16 protein-coding genes are annotated in these 15345 nt (G+C 70.8%); 6 read left to right on the plus strand and 10 right to left on the minus strand.

Annotation, left to right across the window (positions count from 1 at the left end; all coding sequences use genetic code 11):
* Positions 1-157: 157 nt before the first annotated feature.
* From ACFX43_RS23425 to ACFX43_RS23445, 5 genes are all read right to left on the minus strand, one after another.
* Positions 158-775, minus strand: coding sequence for a lactate utilization protein C (locus ACFX43_RS23425; protein WP_378835941.1), 618 nt, complete (start codon positions 773-775; stop codon positions 158-160).
* Complete coding sequence (locus ACFX43_RS23430; protein ID WP_378835945.1) at positions 768-2228, minus strand: lactate utilization protein B; 1461 nt, start codon at positions 2226-2228, stop codon at positions 768-770. Before ACFX43_RS23430 ends, ACFX43_RS23425 begins: the two co-directional genes overlap by 8 nt.
* Positions 2225-2965, minus strand: coding sequence for a (Fe-S)-binding protein (locus ACFX43_RS23435; protein WP_378835948.1), 741 nt, complete (start codon positions 2963-2965; stop codon positions 2225-2227). The genes ACFX43_RS23430 and ACFX43_RS23435 overlap by 4 nt, the downstream gene beginning before the upstream one ends.
* Before the next feature lie 41 nt (positions 2966-3006).
* Positions 3007-3234, minus strand: a complete 228-nt coding sequence (locus ACFX43_RS23440) for a helix-turn-helix domain-containing protein (RefSeq protein WP_378835954.1) — start codon at positions 3232-3234, stop codon at positions 3007-3009.
* Positions 3235-3295: 61 nt separating this feature from the next.
* The gene (locus tag ACFX43_RS23445) at positions 3296-6106 is read right to left on the minus strand and encodes a glycosyl hydrolase (RefSeq protein WP_378835959.1); all 2811 of its coding nucleotides are present in this window, start codon (positions 6104-6106) and stop codon (positions 3296-3298) included.
* 184 nt (positions 6107-6290) lie between these two features.
* Here ACFX43_RS23445 and ACFX43_RS23450 point away from each other — a divergent pair, with 184 nt between their 5' ends.
* Together ACFX43_RS23450 and ACFX43_RS23455 are read left to right on the plus strand one after the other, a co-directional pair.
* Entirely contained in the window at positions 6291-7109 is an 819-nt protein-coding gene (locus tag ACFX43_RS23450; protein ID WP_378835962.1) for a YceI family protein, read from the plus strand.
* Positions 7110-7247: 138 nt separating this feature from the next.
* Complete coding sequence (locus ACFX43_RS23455) at positions 7248-8144, plus strand: LysR family transcriptional regulator (RefSeq protein ID WP_378835967.1); 897 nt, start codon at positions 7248-7250, stop codon at positions 8142-8144.
* Positions 8145-8192: 48 nt separating this feature from the next.
* Here ACFX43_RS23455 and ACFX43_RS23460 read toward each other — a convergent pair whose 3' ends face one another.
* On the minus strand, positions 8193-9125 hold the full coding sequence (locus ACFX43_RS23460; protein WP_378835970.1) for an AraC family transcriptional regulator: 933 nt from the start codon (positions 9123-9125) through the stop codon (positions 8193-8195).
* 191 nt (positions 9126-9316) lie between these two features.
* On the opposite strand from ACFX43_RS23460, the gene ACFX43_RS23465 reads away from it, so the two are divergent.
* Entirely contained in the window at positions 9317-9892 is a 576-nt protein-coding gene (locus tag ACFX43_RS23465; protein ID WP_378835975.1) for a flavin reductase family protein, read from the plus strand.
* Between the two features lie 35 nt (positions 9893-9927).
* Positions 9928-11511, plus strand: a complete 1584-nt coding sequence (locus tag ACFX43_RS23470; protein ID WP_378835980.1) for a 4-hydroxyphenylacetate 3-hydroxylase family protein — start codon at positions 9928-9930, stop codon at positions 11509-11511.
* 55 nt (positions 11512-11566) lie between these two features.
* On the opposite strand, the gene ACFX43_RS23475 is transcribed toward ACFX43_RS23470, so the two are convergent.
* Positions 11567-11902 carry a hypothetical protein gene (locus ACFX43_RS23475; RefSeq protein ID WP_378835987.1) on the minus strand — a complete coding sequence of 112 codons (336 nt, stop codon included), beginning with the start codon at positions 11900-11902 and terminating at the stop codon, positions 11567-11569.
* 57 nt (positions 11903-11959) lie between these two features.
* On the opposite strand from ACFX43_RS23475, the gene ACFX43_RS23480 reads away from it, so the two are divergent.
* Entirely contained in the window at positions 11960-12418 is a 459-nt protein-coding gene (locus ACFX43_RS23480; RefSeq protein ID WP_378835990.1) for a MarR family winged helix-turn-helix transcriptional regulator, read from the plus strand.
* A 25-nt stretch (positions 12419-12443) separates the two neighbouring features.
* On the opposite strand, the gene ACFX43_RS23485 is transcribed toward ACFX43_RS23480, so the two are convergent.
* Positions 12444-12794: an ArsR/SmtB family transcription factor gene (locus ACFX43_RS23485; protein ID WP_378835994.1), complete on the minus strand. Its 351-nt coding sequence runs from the start codon at positions 12792-12794 to the stop codon at positions 12444-12446.
* An 89-nt stretch (positions 12795-12883) separates the two neighbouring features.
* Between ACFX43_RS23485 and ACFX43_RS23490 the strand changes: the two genes are divergently transcribed.
* Complete coding sequence (locus ACFX43_RS23490; protein ID WP_378835997.1) at positions 12884-14206, plus strand: NAD(P)-binding domain-containing protein; 1323 nt, start codon at positions 12884-12886, stop codon at positions 14204-14206.
* Here ACFX43_RS23490 and ACFX43_RS23495 read toward each other — a convergent pair.
* Together ACFX43_RS23495 and ACFX43_RS23500 are read right to left on the minus strand one after the other, a co-directional pair.
* Positions 14193-14642 carry an arsenate reductase ArsC gene (locus ACFX43_RS23495; protein WP_378836001.1) on the minus strand — a complete coding sequence of 150 codons (450 nt, stop codon included), beginning with the start codon at positions 14640-14642 and terminating at the stop codon, positions 14193-14195. The genes ACFX43_RS23490 and ACFX43_RS23495 overlap by 14 nt on opposite strands.
* A 31-nt stretch (positions 14643-14673) precedes the next feature.
* Positions 14674-15345 carry an ArsR family transcriptional regulator gene (locus ACFX43_RS23500; RefSeq protein ID WP_378836006.1) on the minus strand — a complete coding sequence of 224 codons (672 nt, stop codon included), beginning with the start codon at positions 15343-15345 and terminating at the stop codon, positions 14674-14676.

Here is a 15345-nt window from a genome sequence, read left to right on the forward strand (position 1 = left end):
CCGGATCCGGTCAATCCGGCGAGACGTCGGTTTCTGACGCCGAAGCGTCAATTATTGAGCGCGAGGGGTCGATTTCTGGTGGCGGTCCTCCTGCGCAGAAATTGACTCCTCGACGTCAGAAACCGACGCGTCGCGGCCAAGAACTGGCTTCTCGGCGTCAGGAAGTGACATCTCGGGGTGCGACGACCAGGACGTGAAGGGTGCGGGGGCCGTGGACGCCTTCGACGCGGTCGAGCTCGATGTCGCTGGTGGCCGACGGGCCGCTGATCCAGGTCTGGGGGCGGGCGGGGTCCAGAACACCGATGGCATCGGGTACGTCGGGGACCACCTGGTCCTCGCGGACGACGCAGATGTGGGTGTCGGGGACCAGCGAGATGGCTCGGCGGCCCTGGTCGGGGGCGTGGTCGAGGACCATCGTGCCGGTCTCGGCGATGCCGACCCGCGCCTCGGTGACGACCGCTGCGATCCGGTCCAGCTCCGCGGCGGTGAGGGTGCCGTCGTCGACGATGGCGCCGGGGACCTGGACCGACAGGCCGGGCGGGACGACCACCCGGCCGGCGGGGAGCGCGGCGGCGATGCGGTCCACGAGCTCCTCGGCTCCGCAGCGCTCGACCACGGCTCGGTAGTCGGCCACGCGCTCGGCGAAGAGGTCGACGACCTCGGGGGTCGCGACGGGCGCGAGGTCCCGCGGAGCGGACGTCTCGGGGAGCTCGACCGCCGAGCCGGCCAGTGCCTCGCGGACTCGGGCGAGGATCTCGGTGCGTGCGTCAGTCATCGATGCCATCTCTCTTTCGGCCGCCGTCGGTGCGGCCGCCGTTCGTGCGCAGCCACCAGGCCCGGAAGCTCTCCGCCGGCGCGTCGGGCAGGTCACGCGCGCCGATCCAGGCGGCGGGTCCGAAACGGCGCGCGAAGCGCATGCCGAGACCGGTGAAGCGTTCGACGGCGGAGAGGCGGCGCGAGCGCCCAAGGACATATGCCGCACCCTTCATCGCCACGGCCTCCGGCTTCGGCACGCCACCTCGGTGGGCATCGACCACCTGGGCGCGCTGGTCGACCAGGACGGAGGGGATGTCGATGCGTACCGGACAGACCTCGAAGCAGGCGCCGCACAGCGAGGAGGCGTAGGGCAGCGAGTCGATCTGGTCGTCGTGCCCGACGCCCTTCAGCAGGGGGTTGAGGATGGCTCCGATCGGACCCGGGTAGACCGAGCCGTACGCATGGCCGCCGGTGCGCTCGTAGACCGGGCAGACGTTGAGACAGGCAGAGCAACGGATGCAACGCAGCGCCTGCCGGCCGACCTCGTCGGCCAAGGCACGGGTGCGGCCGTTGTCGAGGAGCACGACATGCACCTCCTGCGGGCCGTCACCCGGGGTGATCCCGCTCCACGTCGAGGTGTAGGGGTTCATCCGCTCGCCGGTCGAGGACCTCGGCAGGAGCCTGAGCATCGGGTCGAGGTCGTCCCAGCGGGAGACGACCTTCTCGATACCGACGACGGAGACCAGCACGTCGGGCAGGGTCAGGCACATCCGGCCATTGCCCTCCGACTCCACCACGACGAGAGTGCCGGTCTCGGCGACCGCGAAGTTGGCGCCCGAGACACCGACCTTCGCTCGCAGGAACTTCTCGCGCAGGTGCTCCCGCGCGGCAGCGGCGAGAACGGCCGGCTCGTCGGTGAGGTCCGCGGGCGCCGGACGGCCGGCGGCCCCCATCTTCGATCGGAAGATCTCGCGGATCTCGGCCCGGTTGCGGTGGATCGCCGGCACCAGGATGTGGCTCGGCAGGTCGTCGCCGAGCTGCACGATCAGCTCGGCCAGGTCGGTCTCCCAGGCGGCGATGCCCTCCGCGGCGAGCGCCTCGTTGAGCCCGATCTCCTGGGTCACCATCGACTTGACCTTGACGACCTCTTCGGCGTCGTGCGCCTTCGCGATCGCAGCGACGATCGCGTTGGCCTCGTCGCCGTCACGGGCCCAGTGGACGGTCGCGCCGTTGGCGGTGAGGGTCTCCTCGAGGCGTACGAGCTGGGTGTCGAGGTCGAGCAGCGCGCGCTCCTTGACCGCGGCGCCGGCCAGGCGCAGCTCCTCCCAGTCCTCCACCTCGGCGACGACCTTGGCCCGCTTGGCCCGGATGGTGCCGGTCGCGTGGGCGAGGTTGTGGCGCAGCTGGGAGTCGGCGAGAGCCTCGCGCGCGGCCTCCGGGAAGGCCGGCATGCCGACGAACGTGCCGGTCATCGGGCCACCCCCTCGGTCGAGGCGAGGATCTCGGCGAGATGGACGGTGCGTACGCCCGAGCGCTGCCGGGAGAGCACGCCGCCGATGTGGGTCAGGCAGGAGTTGTCACCGGCGACCACGATCTCGGCGCCGGTCTCGCGGATGTGGCGGGCCTTGTCGGCGCCCATCGCGATCGAGGTGTCGGCGTTCTTGACCGCGAAGGTGCCGCCGAACCCGCAGCACTGGTCGGCGCCGGGCAGGTCGACCAGCCTGATCCCCCGCACCGACTCCAGCAGCCGTCGCGGCCGGTCGCCCACGCCCAGCATCCGCAGCGAGTGACAGGTCGGGTGGTAGGTCACCCGGTGCGGGTAGTAGGCGCCCACGTCCGTCACCCCGAGGACGTCGACGAGGAACTCGGAGAGCTCGTAGACCTTCGGGGCGATCTCCGCGACGGCCCGCTCCAGGGCCTCGTCGCCGGAGCGGCGGGCCACGATCGAGTGCTGGTGCCGGGCCGAGCCCGCGCACGACCCGGACGGCGTCACGACCGCGTCGTAGCCGGCGAAGGCGTCCACGAACGTACGCACCACCGGGACCGCCTCGTCCAGGTAGCCGGTGTTGACCATCGGCTGCCCGCAGCACGTCTGCGCCTGCGGGAAGTCGACCTCGACCCCGAGCCGGCGCAGGAGGCGTACGACGGCCTGACCTGTGCTCGGGTAGAGCGCGTCGTTGATGCACGTGACCATCAGCGCGACTCGCATCCGGCGGCCTCCTTCGTCTCTCTCATGTCCATCACATCAGTTCAGATGAGGCCGGTGCGTACGGCTCGCACGACCGCCTCCACACTCGTCCCCGCTCCCAGCGCATCCGCGGCCGCCCGGAGACGGCGCCGCACGGTGCGCTCGGAGATGCCCAGCGCCCGCGCGATCCGCTCGATCGTGTAGCCCCGGGCGAACAGCGCCAGGACCTCCACCTCGTCCGCTGGAAGGTCGGCGGAAAGGGAAGGATGGATGTCGCCCGAGGCTCGCATGTTCACTCCTGTCTCAGTGTGATTCCGGCCGGTGGGTGGGTTCGCGACCGAGACACGGTGCTCATACGGCCACCACCTTCTCGACGTAGGGCACCAGACGCACCGGCCCGGCGAGCCCGTAGCTCTGCCTGGTCGCCACGCCGTAGACCGACGGGGTGACGGTGCGCAGCCGGTTGAGCAGCGTCGAGGCCACCTCGATCTCGATCGTGTTGGAGCCGGGGACCAGGGCGTGGCCCAGGTCGACCACCGGATCCATCGGGTCGCACGGCGCCAGCAGCTCACCGTTGACGCGCACCCGGAAGGTGTCGTTGACCTCGCCGAGCTCGAGGTAGGCGCCGTCCTCCGCGGTCCAGTCGGTGCCGAGGTCGACGCTCGTGCGGTAGCGGCCGATGCCGGAGGCGTCCTCGAGGCCGGCGACCTTCGACCAGGACTGCAGCGACGCGAGGTCGCTGGTCACGACCTCCTTCGTCGTGGCGAGGTCCTTGGGGTCGACCGGGTTCGCCGGCTTCCAGTCCTCGAGCGCGAGGGCCCAGGACTGCGGCGTCACCGGCTCACGGACCCGGTCGACAGCCACCTTCACCGTTCGGCCGTCGGCCTTGGTGAGCTGGAAGGTGCCGGCGGTCGTCGTACGCAACGCGACGTTGGCGCCCCGCGCCACCACGGCCTGACCAGCGGTGGCGACGGGGAGAACAGAGCGGGCGACGCCCGCACCCGGGGCCGCTAGAGCGACGACGGTGGACTGCCCGGGAACGAGGTCGACCCGCACCCGGACCCGGTCGCCGGCACGCTCGTAGGCGGCGATCCGGGTGACCTCACCGGTCCACGCGTCCAGCAGCCACGGCACGGCGGCGCGGTCGGTGGCGGTCAGCCAGACGTCCTGCTGCACCGGGTTGAGCCGCCGGTTCTCGGCGTGCCGGGCGTTGGCGAGGTAGTAGAGGTCGACCTTCCCGGTGACGCGCCGGACGTGCATCACCGTGGAGTCGGCGTGCTCGACGTCGCGTACGACACCGAGCGCGGCCAGCGCGTTGCCGACCTCGGCATCGGGGACGGTGCGGGTGGTCGGCAGGGCGCCGATCTGGGCCATCAGCGAGCGCACCTCGGCGGTGGCCGCCTCGCTGTCGCGCCCGGCGACGGTGACCTGCGACCAGTCGCCGATGAGCACGATCGGCAGGCCCTTGCGGCCGAGCGCGAGCAGCCGCTTCGCACCGTCGATCTCCATCGTGAACGCGTTGCTGCGCAGGTTGTCGGGGCCGACGACGACGGCCTTGTAGGCCGGACCGTCCGGCGCCAGGCGGCCGTTGGCGACGTCGACGCCGTCGAGCGCGAGCAGGGAGGCGCTGACGAAGGAGTGCGACCAACCGAGCTTGGTGCCGTTGTTGGTGATCCACTGCGGGCCGATGCCGGTCGAGGCCCAGCCCTTGTGGCGCCAGAACGCGACGTCGTACTTCGGGGCGCCGGTCTGCAGCACCAGCTGGGTCCGGGCGAGGTAGGCGGCGATGCCGGGGATGTGCTGCCACTGCGGAGTGCGCGGCCCCCAGGCCTCCCCGAAGCCGATCGCGCCGTTGTAGTAGGGCGAGAAGGCTGCGAAGCCCGGCCAGGTGACGTCGGGCGCCTTCGCGTAGGGGAAGCCGTGGATCATCAGCTGGTTCACGCCGGCGACGAAGATGCTGTTGATCGTGAACAGGGCCTGGTTCTGGGCGGTCGGGCTGGTGCTGTTGGCGCCCCAGGTCGTGTTGTAGGCCGCGCCGTTGTAGCAGATCGCCTCGCAGGAGAGGACCTTGTGGCCGGCGAGGTCGCGGCCGGCGGCCATGACCCGGTAGTCGTCCAGGTTCTTGAATCCCAGGGACTCGGTCTCCGGTACGTCGACCACGGCCGAGTGCTGCATGGTGTCGGTCTCCAGGCCGTAGGGCTGGATCCGGATGCCCATGCCGAGCGTCTTCGCGAACTCCTGCATCGGGCGCAGGTGGTGGTCGCGGTAGAGGTCGGAGAGCACGATGTTGTAGTCGTCGCGGATCTCGTTGGTGCGCAGGTTGTCGGCGGTGGCGGGGTCGGCGGCCGCGATCGAGAACTGGTACTTCTCGTCCTTCTCCAGCACGAACGGCAGCCACGGCCGCAGGTCGTAGCCGTGCTTCGCCTCGAACTCGTCGAGAAGGTCGCGGGTCCAGATCGTCGCCTCGGTCTCGATCTCGAGGGAGTCCTCGAAGAGGTAGCCGCCCGCAGCCCGCAGCAGCGTACGCAGCTCGCCGTCGAGCACCCGGTCCTGCCACAGGTCGATGACCTTCTGGGCGCCGCGGCGGTTGAAGTGGTCGACCACGTAGGCACGCGGCGAGGTGTGCGGGCCGGCCTCGGGCTCCTGGCCCGAGCCCCGCTGCCAGGTCGCGAGCACGACCCAGGTGGCGCCGGCCGGCTCGGCCGGCGCGGTCCAGGTGAGGTGCTCGCCCTCGACGCTATCGCTGAGGTCGAGGTAGGAGGCCGGGTCGAGGATCGTGCTGGTGATGTTGTTGTTGCGGTCGCGTACGTAGCCGGTGACGCGGTGCGCCTGCACGGTCACCAGCTCCGCACGGGTCACCGACGACGCCGGCTCCACGACGGGCTCAGGAAGCGCTGCGTCGTAGGACGAACCGGCACTGACGACCGCCTGTCCGTGCACGAGCTCGGTGCAGGCCGCGTCGTCGTCGGGCGTGATCGTCGAGACGGCCGCAGGCCACGAGGGGCCGACCGTCAGGTCCACCCGTACGTCCCGCTTCGCCGCCCGCGCGAGCGCGGCCTTGACGCCGGCCACCCACGGCGCCGTCCCCCACCCGTGGGTCGCGACGTCGATGTCGATGTTGCGGGCACGCAGGCTGTGGGTGACGTCGGCGACCTCGAGCACACCGAAGCCGGCGTCGGCGACCTGGTCGACCTCCCGCGCGACCTCGACCGGGTCGACGAGGCCGTGCGGCCACCACCAGCGGAAGCCCGCGGNCTACCCGCCGGCGGCCGGCGCCGTGAGCCTCACCGGCCACGGGGTGGACGGCCACGAGATCGTCCTCTCCCACCCCGAGGACTGATCCGCGATGGCACTGACCGCACAGATCCGCACCCGCGACGGCTGGGCCGTGGCACACGCGGTCGTCACCCTCACCGACACGGCCGGCGGTCAGGTGCTGCGCGCCGAGGCCGACGAGGACGGTGTCGTCACCGACGACACCGTCCTCGCCCCCGGGCCGTACGTCGCGATCGTCACCGCGATCGGCTGGTCCCCCACCGCGGCGACCGCGATCGTGACGGCCTCGGGGACGGCTGCGCTCGGCACCGTCACCCTCACCCGTCAGGGAGACACCTCGCTCCCGGCCCCTGGGCCGTGGACGATCGACCCCGCCCACTCCACCGTCGGCGCGGTCGCGCAGCACCTGGGCATCTCCAGCGTGCGCGGCCGGTTCACCGACTTCGCCGGGGTCGTCGAGATCGCGCCGGACCATCTGGAGAAGTCACGCGTCGAGGCGGTCATCCGTGCCGCCTCGATCGACACCGGCAACCGGATGCGCGACGACCACCTTCGCAGCGGGGACTTCCTCGATGTCGAGGCGTTTCCCCAGATCGTCTACCGCTCCACCGGCCTCACCCCGGCCGGTTCGGACCGCTGGACCGTCCACGGGGAGCTCTCGATGCACGGCCAGACCCGCTCCGTCGACCTCGACGTCGCCTACCTCGGCACCGGCCCCGACGCCTGGGGCGGCACCCGCGCCGCCTTCCGCGCCACCGCTCAGCTGCGCCGCGAGGACTTCGCGATGAACTACAACCAGGCCGTCGCCGTCGGCATCGCCGCCATCGGCACGACCCTCAAGGTGGAGCTGGACATCCAGGCCGTCCAGGGCGACTCCCTGCCAACCTGAGCCGAGACGTCAGTTGCGTCGGCCGAGCTGGCAACGCGGTGCCAACTCGGCCGACGTACGTGACGCCTCGGCCGACGTACGCGACGCCTCGGCAGGCTGATCAGTGCCGACTGACTGAGACTCTGCGAATATGAGTGCATGGAGCTACGCCATCTTCGCTACTTCGTCGCGGTCGCCGAGGAGCGCCACTTCGGCCGGGCGGCCGAGCGGCTCCACATGGCACAGCCGCCGCTGTCGCAGCAGATCCGCCAGCTCGAGGCCGAGCTCGGACTGACCCTGCTCACCAGGACGACGCGGCGGGTCGACCTGACCCCGGCCGGTGCTGCGTACCTGGAACGGGCGCGGGAGATCCTCGGTGCCGTGGACGCCGCCGCCCACGAGGCCGCCAGCATCGCCTCCGGGCGGCGCGGGCGCCTGCTGATCGGGTGCGTCGGGTCGGCGACCTACTCGCTGCTCCCGGCCCTGGCGCGCACGCTGCGCGCCGAGCTGCCCGAGGTCGAGTTCGGGTTCCGGGGCGAGATGCTCTCGCCGGACCAGGCCGAGGCGCTCGCCGACGGCACCCTCGACCTCGGCCTGCTCCGCCCCCTGCCCACGGGCAACTCCGGGGGCCCCGGCCTCTCGATCACCCACCTGCGCCAGGAGGATCTGCTGGTGGCGATGCCGAAGGACCACCGGTTCGCCGGTCGCCGTCGCGTACGTGTCGCCGACCTCGACGGGGAGGGCCTCGTCATCCACGCCGGCGGCGGCCGCTCGGCGATGAACGCGATGATCCAGGAGCTCTTCGACTCCGCCGGGATCCGCAGCCACATCGCCCACGAGGTCGCCGAGACCTCGACCCTGGTCACCTTCGTGGCCGCCGGTCTCGGTGTCGCCATCGTCCCCGAGCCCACTGCGGCCCTCGCTGTCCCGGGCGTCGTGTACGTCCCCCTCACCGGCACCCCCGGCGTCGAGCTCGTCGCCGCCACCCGCGCCGGCGACGAGAGCCCGCTGCTCGCCCGGGCGCTCGCCATCCTGGCCGGCCTCAGCAACAGCTAGCCGACTCGGCGCCGGTTTCGGTCAGGACGAGCCGACTCGGCGAGGGGGTCAGCGGCAGCGCAGGGTCTGGGACGGGGTGACGCCGTAGGCCTGGCGGTAGGCGGCGGCGAAGCGACCGAGGTGGGTGAAGCCCCAGCGGTAGGCGACCTCGGCGACCGTGTCGCCGCGGCTGGCGAGGAGGTCGGCGTGGACGCGTTCGAGGCGGATCTCCTGCAGCTTCTGGGTCGGGGTGCGGCCGAGGTAGCGCTGGAAGCCCTGCTGGAGGCGGCGGATGCCGACGTCGGCCTCGCGGGCGAGGTCGGAGACGGCCCATTCGCGCGCGGGGTCGGCCTCCATGGCCTCGACGACGCGGGAGACGATGCGGGGCCGGACGGAGCCGACGGCGGGCTCCTCGGGGAAGCAGGCGGCGACGAAGGCCGCGGTCAGCGTCCCTGCCAGCCGGTGACGTACCCGCTCGTCGCCCACCAGCGCCGGGTTGCGCATCGCCTCGGTGCCGAGCGAGCCGAGCAGGCCGATCCAGGCGCGGGCGCCGTGGGCACGCAGGTCGAGCTGGGCGGGCAGCCGGTCGGTGTGCAGGCCGACCAGGGCCGCGACCTCCTCGACCAGGTAGTCACGGTCGACCCGCATCCCGACGATGGAGCAGTCTGCCGACCAGCGCGTCATCTTGGTCTGCCGGTCGGGAGGGCACACGGTCGCCTGGCCGTCGAGCGAGAGCACGTGGGCGCCACCGACGTTGGCCTCGAGCACCCCGCTGCGCGGGACGTTGACCGCCCAGGCACCCGGATGGTCCGACTCCACCGACACCTCGGCGCCCCAGCCGATCCGGGTCAGCCGGACCGGGCCGAGGTCGACCGCACGCAGCTCCGCCGGGCGCGCGGGCCGGCCGCGCATGGTCAGGGCATGCGGGAAGTACGCCTGGGCGACCTCGTCGGAGAAGCTCTCCAGGTCGCCGGACGATGCGGCGAGAGTGCCGGTGGTCATCTGCCACCCCCTAGTGACGCCCTTCACATTAACAGCGCATCCGGCCATGGCCGAGAGCGTCCGGAAACCCGGTGCGCAATCCGGACAGCCCGTTCGCCCAGCGGATCGCCGCCCTCGTGATCCGGATCTAGCGTCGTCCTCCGACGTGACCGCCGCCACACACCTTGCGGCCCCGACGAAGGAGGAGCTCCATGGACCCACGCACCCTGCGGTCGACCTTCGGCCGCTTCGCGACCGGCGTCACCGTGATCACCTGCCGCACCCCGGACGGCGCCCACCACGGCGCCACGGTCACGGCCTTCACCCCGATCTCGCTGGACCCGCCGCTCGTGCAGGTCGCCCTGACGCGTACGTCCAATGCGGCCGCCTATCTCGAGGGCGCGGCCTTCGCGGTCAACGTCCTCGCCGACGACCAGAGCGACGTCGCCATGCATTTCGCCGGCCGCCCCGGCAGCGACCCGCTCCCTTGGCGCGAGGGCGCAACCGCGCCGCGGCTGGGCGGGACGGCCGCGACGCTGGTGTGCCGCCCGTGGCGTACCGACGACGGCGGGGACCACCTGCTGTTCCTCGGGGAGGTCGTCGAGGTGATCACCACCGACCGCAAGCCGCTGCTCTTCCACGACAGCGCCTTCCACCACATCGGCAACCCGTCCTCCGAGGTCGTCTGGCTCGGCTGCCAGGACGACCCGAGCACCGGCTGGTTCGACGCGACCACGTCGTTCACCGCCCTCGATGTCCCCGCGATCCCGCGATCCACCCACTACTGATGCCAACCCCGACAGCCAGACCAAGGAGAGACACCATGACCGACACCCTCGCCCCCGAGTCCCAGAGCGACGGCCCGCCGACCGTCAACCCGGCCGCCGGCTCGCCCGCCAACCAGCAGACCAACTTCGCCTCCCGGCCGATGACCGGCGACGAGTACATCGAGAGCCTGCGCGACGGCCGTGAGATCTACCTGCACGGCGAGCGGATCGAGGACGTCACCACCCACCCGGCCTTCCGCAACCCGGTGCGGATGACCGCGCGCCTCTACGACGCGCTCCACACCGGCCCGCACGTCGACGAGCTCACCGTGCCGACCGACACCGGCAACGGCGGCATCACGATGCCGTTCTTCAAGACCCCGACGTCCTCGGCCGACCTGCTCAAGGAACGCGACGCGATCGCACGCTGGGCCCGGATGACGTACGGCTGGATGGGCCGCTCCCCCGACTACAAGGCCAGCTTCCTCGGCACCCTGCACGCCAACAAGGAGCTGTACGCCCCGTTCCAGGACAACGCCGAGCGCTGGTACCGCGAGTCCCAGGAGAAGGTCCTCTACTGGAACCACGCGATCATCAACCCGCCGGTCGACCGCCAGCTGCCGCCGGACGAGGTCGGCGACGTCTACATGAAGGTCGAGAAGGAGACCGACGCCGGCCTGATCGTCTCCGGCGCCAAGGTCGTGGCGACGGGTAGCGCGATCACCAACTACAACTTCATCGCCCACTACGGCCTGCCGATCCGCAAGAAGCAGTTCGCGCTGATCTGCACCGTCCCGATGGACGCCCCCGGGATCAAGCTGATCTGCCGCTCCTCCTACACCGAGCAGGCTGCGCAGAACGGCGAGCCGTTCGACTACCCGCTGTCGAGCCGGATGGACGAGAACGACACCATCTTCATCTTCGACAAGGTGCTCGTGCCCTGGGAGAACGTCTTCATGTACGGCGACGTCGACCGGATCAACTCGTTCTTCCCGCAGTCGGGGTTCCTGCCGCGGTTCACCTTCCAGGGCTGCACCCGCCTGGCCGTCAAGCTCGACTTCATCGCGGGCCTGCTGATGAAGGCGCTCGAGGCCACCGGCTCGGGCGGCTTCCGTGGCGTACAGACACGGGTGGGCGAGGTGATCGGCTGGCGCAACCTGTTCTGGTCGCTGACCGAGTCGATGGCCCGTGACCCCGAGCCGTGGGTCGGCGACGCGGTCATCCCGAAGCTGGAGTACGGCCTGACGTACCGGATGTTCATGATCCACGGCTATCCGCGGGTCAAGGAGATCATCGAGCAGGACGTCGCCTCAGGGCTGATCTACCTGCCCTCCGGCGCCGCCGACTTCAAGAGCCCCGAGGTGAGGCCGTACCTGGACAAGTACGTCCGCGGCTCCAACGGCATCACCGCCGTCGACCGGGTCAAGGTCATGAAGGCCCTGTGGGACTCGATCGGCTCCGAGTTCGGCGGCCGTCACGAGCTCTACGAGCGCAACTACTCCGGCAACCACGAGAACGTGAAGGCCGAGCTCCTCTTCGCCGCCCAGAACCGTGGCGGGGCGGACGCGATGAAGGGGCTCGCCGACGAGTTCCTGGCCGAGTACGACCTGGACGGCTGGACCGTGCCGGACCTGTTCTGACCTGCTCCCGCTGAGGGCGGCGCCTCGTTCGGACGCCCTAGATCAGGCGTTGCCCTCAGCGCAGCACGAACCAGAGGCCCACGGCGGCGGGCAGGACCCCGAGGATCAGCCAGGGCGTGAACGGGCTGCGCCGGTGGATGAGGAACCCGCCGGCCAGGCCCAGCACCCCGAAGGCCGCCGCGATGACGCACAGCCCGATCCGCGAGCTCTGGTAGACCGGGTCGATCGCCACCGCCCCGATGGCCATCCCGACCGCCAGGTGGGCAACGGTGAACACGACGAGCACGGACGCGACCCACTGCTTCACGTGAGTCAGCGACTTGTCGTTGACGGGCCGGATCGGGTTGTCCGGGTCCATCAGGTGGCGTGGTCGTCGCGGTTGGTCGTTCACGGTCCAATTCTTACCAGGCAAACTGTTTGCGCACCAACTATTGGTACGCTAACTCACATGCCGACGAAGAAGGATCCCCTCTCGGAGATCGAGAACCCGCTCGCACTCGATCAACAGGTCTGCTTCGGCCTGGCCGTCGCCGCCCGCAGCGTCATCGGCCTCTACCGGCCCCTGCTCGAACCCATGGGACTGACCCACCCGCAGTATCTGGTCATGCTGGCCCTCTGGGAGGAGGAGCCCCTCCGCGTCTCCGAGCTGAGCCGCAAGGTGCAGCTCGACCCCGGCACCCTCTCGCCGCTGCTGAAGCGCCTCGAGGCCCAGGACTACATCCGGCGCGAGCGCAACAAGCTCGATGAGCGCTCGCTAGCGGTCGTCCTGACCGATCGCGGGCGTGCGCTGCGCGACGACGCCGAGAAGATCCCGCCCGCGATCGTCGAGCGTCTCGACATGAGCGTCGACGAGCTCATGGAGCTCCACCGCCGGCTGCTGGACGTCATCGCCGCGGCGACCCGGTGACCCGGGGGCCCACCAGGCGCGGAGCCTAGGAACGGGACGCCAGCGCGCCCGCGAGCGAGTCGAGGACGCCGGGGACGATGGAGAAGTAGGCCCACCTGCCGCGCTGCTCGCGGGTGACGAGCCCGGCCTCGACCAGCAGCTTCATGTGATGGGAGACCGTCGGCTGGGACAGCCCGACCGGCTCGGTGAGGTCGCAGACGCAGGCCTCGTTGTCCTCGGCGGCCGCGATGATCGAGAGCAGCTTGACCCGGTTGGGGTCACCGAGCGCCTTGAACATCCGCGCCAGCGCCTCGGCCTGGTCGTCGTCGAGGACGCCTGCGGTCACCGGCGAGCAGCACGCGACGGCGGCGGACGGAAGCACGGGAAGAACGGTCATGAGGACGAGTCTAGCGAATGATATTGACGGGCGTCGATACGTCGCCTAGGGTCGCCGTCATATCGACGTTCTTGAATCTGAGGAGCATCATGACCGAACTTCCCGTTGCCGTCATCGGCGCCGGCCCCCAGGGCCTCGCGGCCGCCGCCCATCTCCTCGAGCGCGGCCTCACCCCGCTCGTGCTCGAGCAAGGGAGCGAGCCTGCGGCAGCCGTCGCCGAGTGGGGCCACGTACGACTCTTCTCGGCCTGGCCCGAGCTGGTCGACAAGGCCGCCGCCCGGCTCCTGGAGCCGACCGGCTGGGAGGCACCGGAGAAGGGGTATCCCACCGGCGCCCAGTGGCGCGAGCACTACCTCGTCCCGCTCGCCGACGCTCTCGGGGCCCATGTCCGCTACGGCGCCACGGTCACCGGCGTCTCCCGCAAGGGCCGTGACCGCCTGGTCGACGCCGACCGCGCCGAGCAGCCGTTCGTCCTGCACATGACCGGTGCGGACGGCACCGAGGAACGCATCGAGGCACGGGCCGTGATCGACGCCTCCGGCACCTGGCGCCGGCCCAACCCGGCCGGCGCCGATGGCCTCCCGGCACTCGGGGAGCGTGCCGCACACGCCGCGGGCGCGCTCGGCTACGCCGTTCCGGACCGCGCCCACCCCGAGGCGTACGCAGGACGGCACACGGTCGTGATCGGCGCGGGTGACTCCGCGTTCAACGCCGTCAACGAGCTCACCGCCATCGCCAAGGACAACCCGGAAACCAAGATCACCTGGGCGATCCGCCGCGCGGTCTCGACGAACACCTTCGGCGGCGGCGAGGCCGACGAGCTCCCGGAGCGGGGCGCCCTCGGCGTACGCGCGAGGAAGGCGGTCCAGGACGGCTCGGTCGAGCTGGTGACCGGGTTCCGCACGGAGCGGATGGACGGCGCCACCGTCATCGCCGAGGACGGTCGCGCCATCGAGGCCGACCAGATCGTCGTGCTCACCGGCTACCGTCCCGACCTGGGCTTCCTGAGTGAGATGCGGCTCGACCTCGACCCGACGCTGGAGGCGCCGCGCAACATCGCGGTCCAGATCGACCCCAACCTGCACTCCTGCGGCTCGGTCAGCGCGACCGGCGCCAAGGACCTCGCCCAGCCCGAGCCCGACCTCTACCTCGTCGGGATGAAGTCCTACGGCCGCGCGCCGACCTTCCTGGCGATGACCGGCTACGAGCAGGTACGCAGCGTGGTGGCCGAGCTCGCCGGGGACCACGACGCAGCCGCCCGGGTGGAGCTCGAACTGCCCGACACCGGGGTCTGTGGTGGCGCCGGAGCCTTCGACGACCCGGAGAGCGCCAACGGCGGCGGCTGCTGCGGGACCCCCGCGCCGAGCGAGGAGATCTTCACGATCAGCCGGGCGCCGATCACGCTCTCGTGATCGAGTGCTCCGGGGTCACGCCGAGCTCGCCGAGCAGGGTGAGCACCCGCTGCTCGATCTCGTCGCGGATGCCGCGCACGTGCTCGATTCCGCCGCCCTTCGGGTCGGTGACCTTCCAGTCGTCGTAGCGCTTGCCGGGGTAGAACGGGCAGGAGTCGCCGCACCCCATGGTGATGACCACGTCCGCGCTCCGGACGACCTCGTCGGTCCAGGGCTTCGGGAACTCCCCGGAGATGTCGATCCCGAGCTCGGCCATGACCTCGACGGCGAGCGGGTTGATGGCCGCGGCCGGAGCCGAGCCCCCGGACCAGCCGATCGCCTGGTCACCGGCGTAGTGGGCGAAGAAGCCGAGCGCCATCTGGGAGCGGCCGGCGTTCTCGACGCAGAGGAAGAGGACGCCCGGCTTGTTGTCGGTCGCTGATCCGTCGGTGTTCATCGAGGCTCTCCTGGGGTGAGGGGATGTGGGGTCAGGAATCGAAACGGGAGGCGAGCACCCTGATTCGGTGCTGGAGCTCGAGGTACGCGGCGTCGAAGGCCTCGGGACCCTTGCCCACCGGGTCGGGGATCGACCAGTGCAGCTCGCCGCGGACCTTCGGCGTCTCGTGGGCGCGGTCGCAGACGGTGACCACGAGATCGTCCGGGTCGAGCACGTCATCGAGATGGCGGGGATCGACGACGGGGAGCTCCAGGTCGTGGCGGGAGGCGACCTCGACCGCCCCTGGATTGATGTGCTCCGCAGGGTGGGTGCCGGCAGAGGCAGCCGGGATCGTGCTGACCTGGCGCCACAGCGCCGCGGCGAGGTGGGATCTGGCCGAGTTGCCGGTGCACACGAACAGGACACGCCTGGGCACCGCCACGGGGGACGCGGTGCCCAGGCTCTCGAGCGCATCCTGCTCGAGGTGCAGGTACGTGCGTCTCCCGTCGCCCTCGGAATGATGACGGGACACGACGCCTGCGCTCACCAGGGTCTGCACGTGGTGAGCAAACAAGTTCGACGGGACGTTCAGCATCCCGGCGAGCTCCGTGGGGGAGGCATCACTCATCTGAAGGCTGTCGACGATCCGAAGTCGCACCGGATCACCGAGCGCTGCATGCATCTTCGCCCGGCGTTCCAGCTCCGGCTGTCTCTCAACCTCCAT

Origin of the sequence: Nocardioides sp. YIM B13467, from assembly GCF_042788075.1 — a bacterium.
In the GTDB taxonomy this organism is placed as follows: domain Bacteria; phylum Actinomycetota; class Actinomycetes; order Propionibacteriales; family Nocardioidaceae; genus Nocardioides.

What these genes read in the sequence shown, in the direction of transcription:
- ACFX43_RS23425 (WP_378835941.1), bottom strand. Translation starts at nt 775, where the DNA reads ATGACTGACGCACGCACCGAGATCCTCGCCCGAGTCCGCGAGGCACTG.
- ACFX43_RS23430 (WP_378835945.1), bottom strand. Translation starts at nt 2,228, where the DNA reads ATGACCGGCACGTTCGTCGGCATGCCGGCCTTCCCGGAGGCCGCGCGC.
- ACFX43_RS23435 (WP_378835948.1), bottom strand. Translation starts at nt 2,965, where the DNA reads ATGCGAGTCGCGCTGATGGTCACGTGCATCAACGACGCGCTCTACCCG.
- ACFX43_RS23440 (WP_378835954.1), bottom strand. Translation starts at nt 3,234, where the DNA reads ATGCGAGCCTCGGGCGACATCCATCCTTCCCTTTCCGCCGACCTTCCA.
- ACFX43_RS23450 (WP_378835962.1), top strand. Translation starts at nt 6,291, where the DNA reads ATGGCACTGACCGCACAGATCCGCACCCGCGACGGCTGGGCCGTGGCA.
- ACFX43_RS23455 (WP_378835967.1), top strand. Translation starts at nt 7,248, where the DNA reads ATGGAGCTACGCCATCTTCGCTACTTCGTCGCGGTCGCCGAGGAGCGC.
- ACFX43_RS23460 (WP_378835970.1), bottom strand. Translation starts at nt 9,125, where the DNA reads ATGACCACCGGCACTCTCGCCGCATCGTCCGGCGACCTGGAGAGCTTC.
- ACFX43_RS23465 (WP_378835975.1), top strand. Translation starts at nt 9,317, where the DNA reads ATGGACCCACGCACCCTGCGGTCGACCTTCGGCCGCTTCGCGACCGGC.
- ACFX43_RS23470 (WP_378835980.1), top strand. Translation starts at nt 9,928, where the DNA reads ATGACCGACACCCTCGCCCCCGAGTCCCAGAGCGACGGCCCGCCGACC.
- ACFX43_RS23480 (WP_378835990.1), top strand. Translation starts at nt 11,960, where the DNA reads ATGCCGACGAAGAAGGATCCCCTCTCGGAGATCGAGAACCCGCTCGCA.
- ACFX43_RS23485 (WP_378835994.1), bottom strand. Translation starts at nt 12,794, where the DNA reads ATGACCGTTCTTCCCGTGCTTCCGTCCGCCGCCGTCGCGTGCTGCTCG.
- ACFX43_RS23490 (WP_378835997.1), top strand. Translation starts at nt 12,884, where the DNA reads ATGACCGAACTTCCCGTTGCCGTCATCGGCGCCGGCCCCCAGGGCCTC.
- ACFX43_RS23495 (WP_378836001.1), bottom strand. Translation starts at nt 14,642, where the DNA reads ATGAACACCGACGGATCAGCGACCGACAACAAGCCGGGCGTCCTCTTC.
- ACFX43_RS23500 (WP_378836006.1), bottom strand. Translation starts at nt 15,345, where the DNA reads ATGGAGGTTGAGAGACAGCCGGAGCTGGAACGCCGGGCGAAGATGCAT.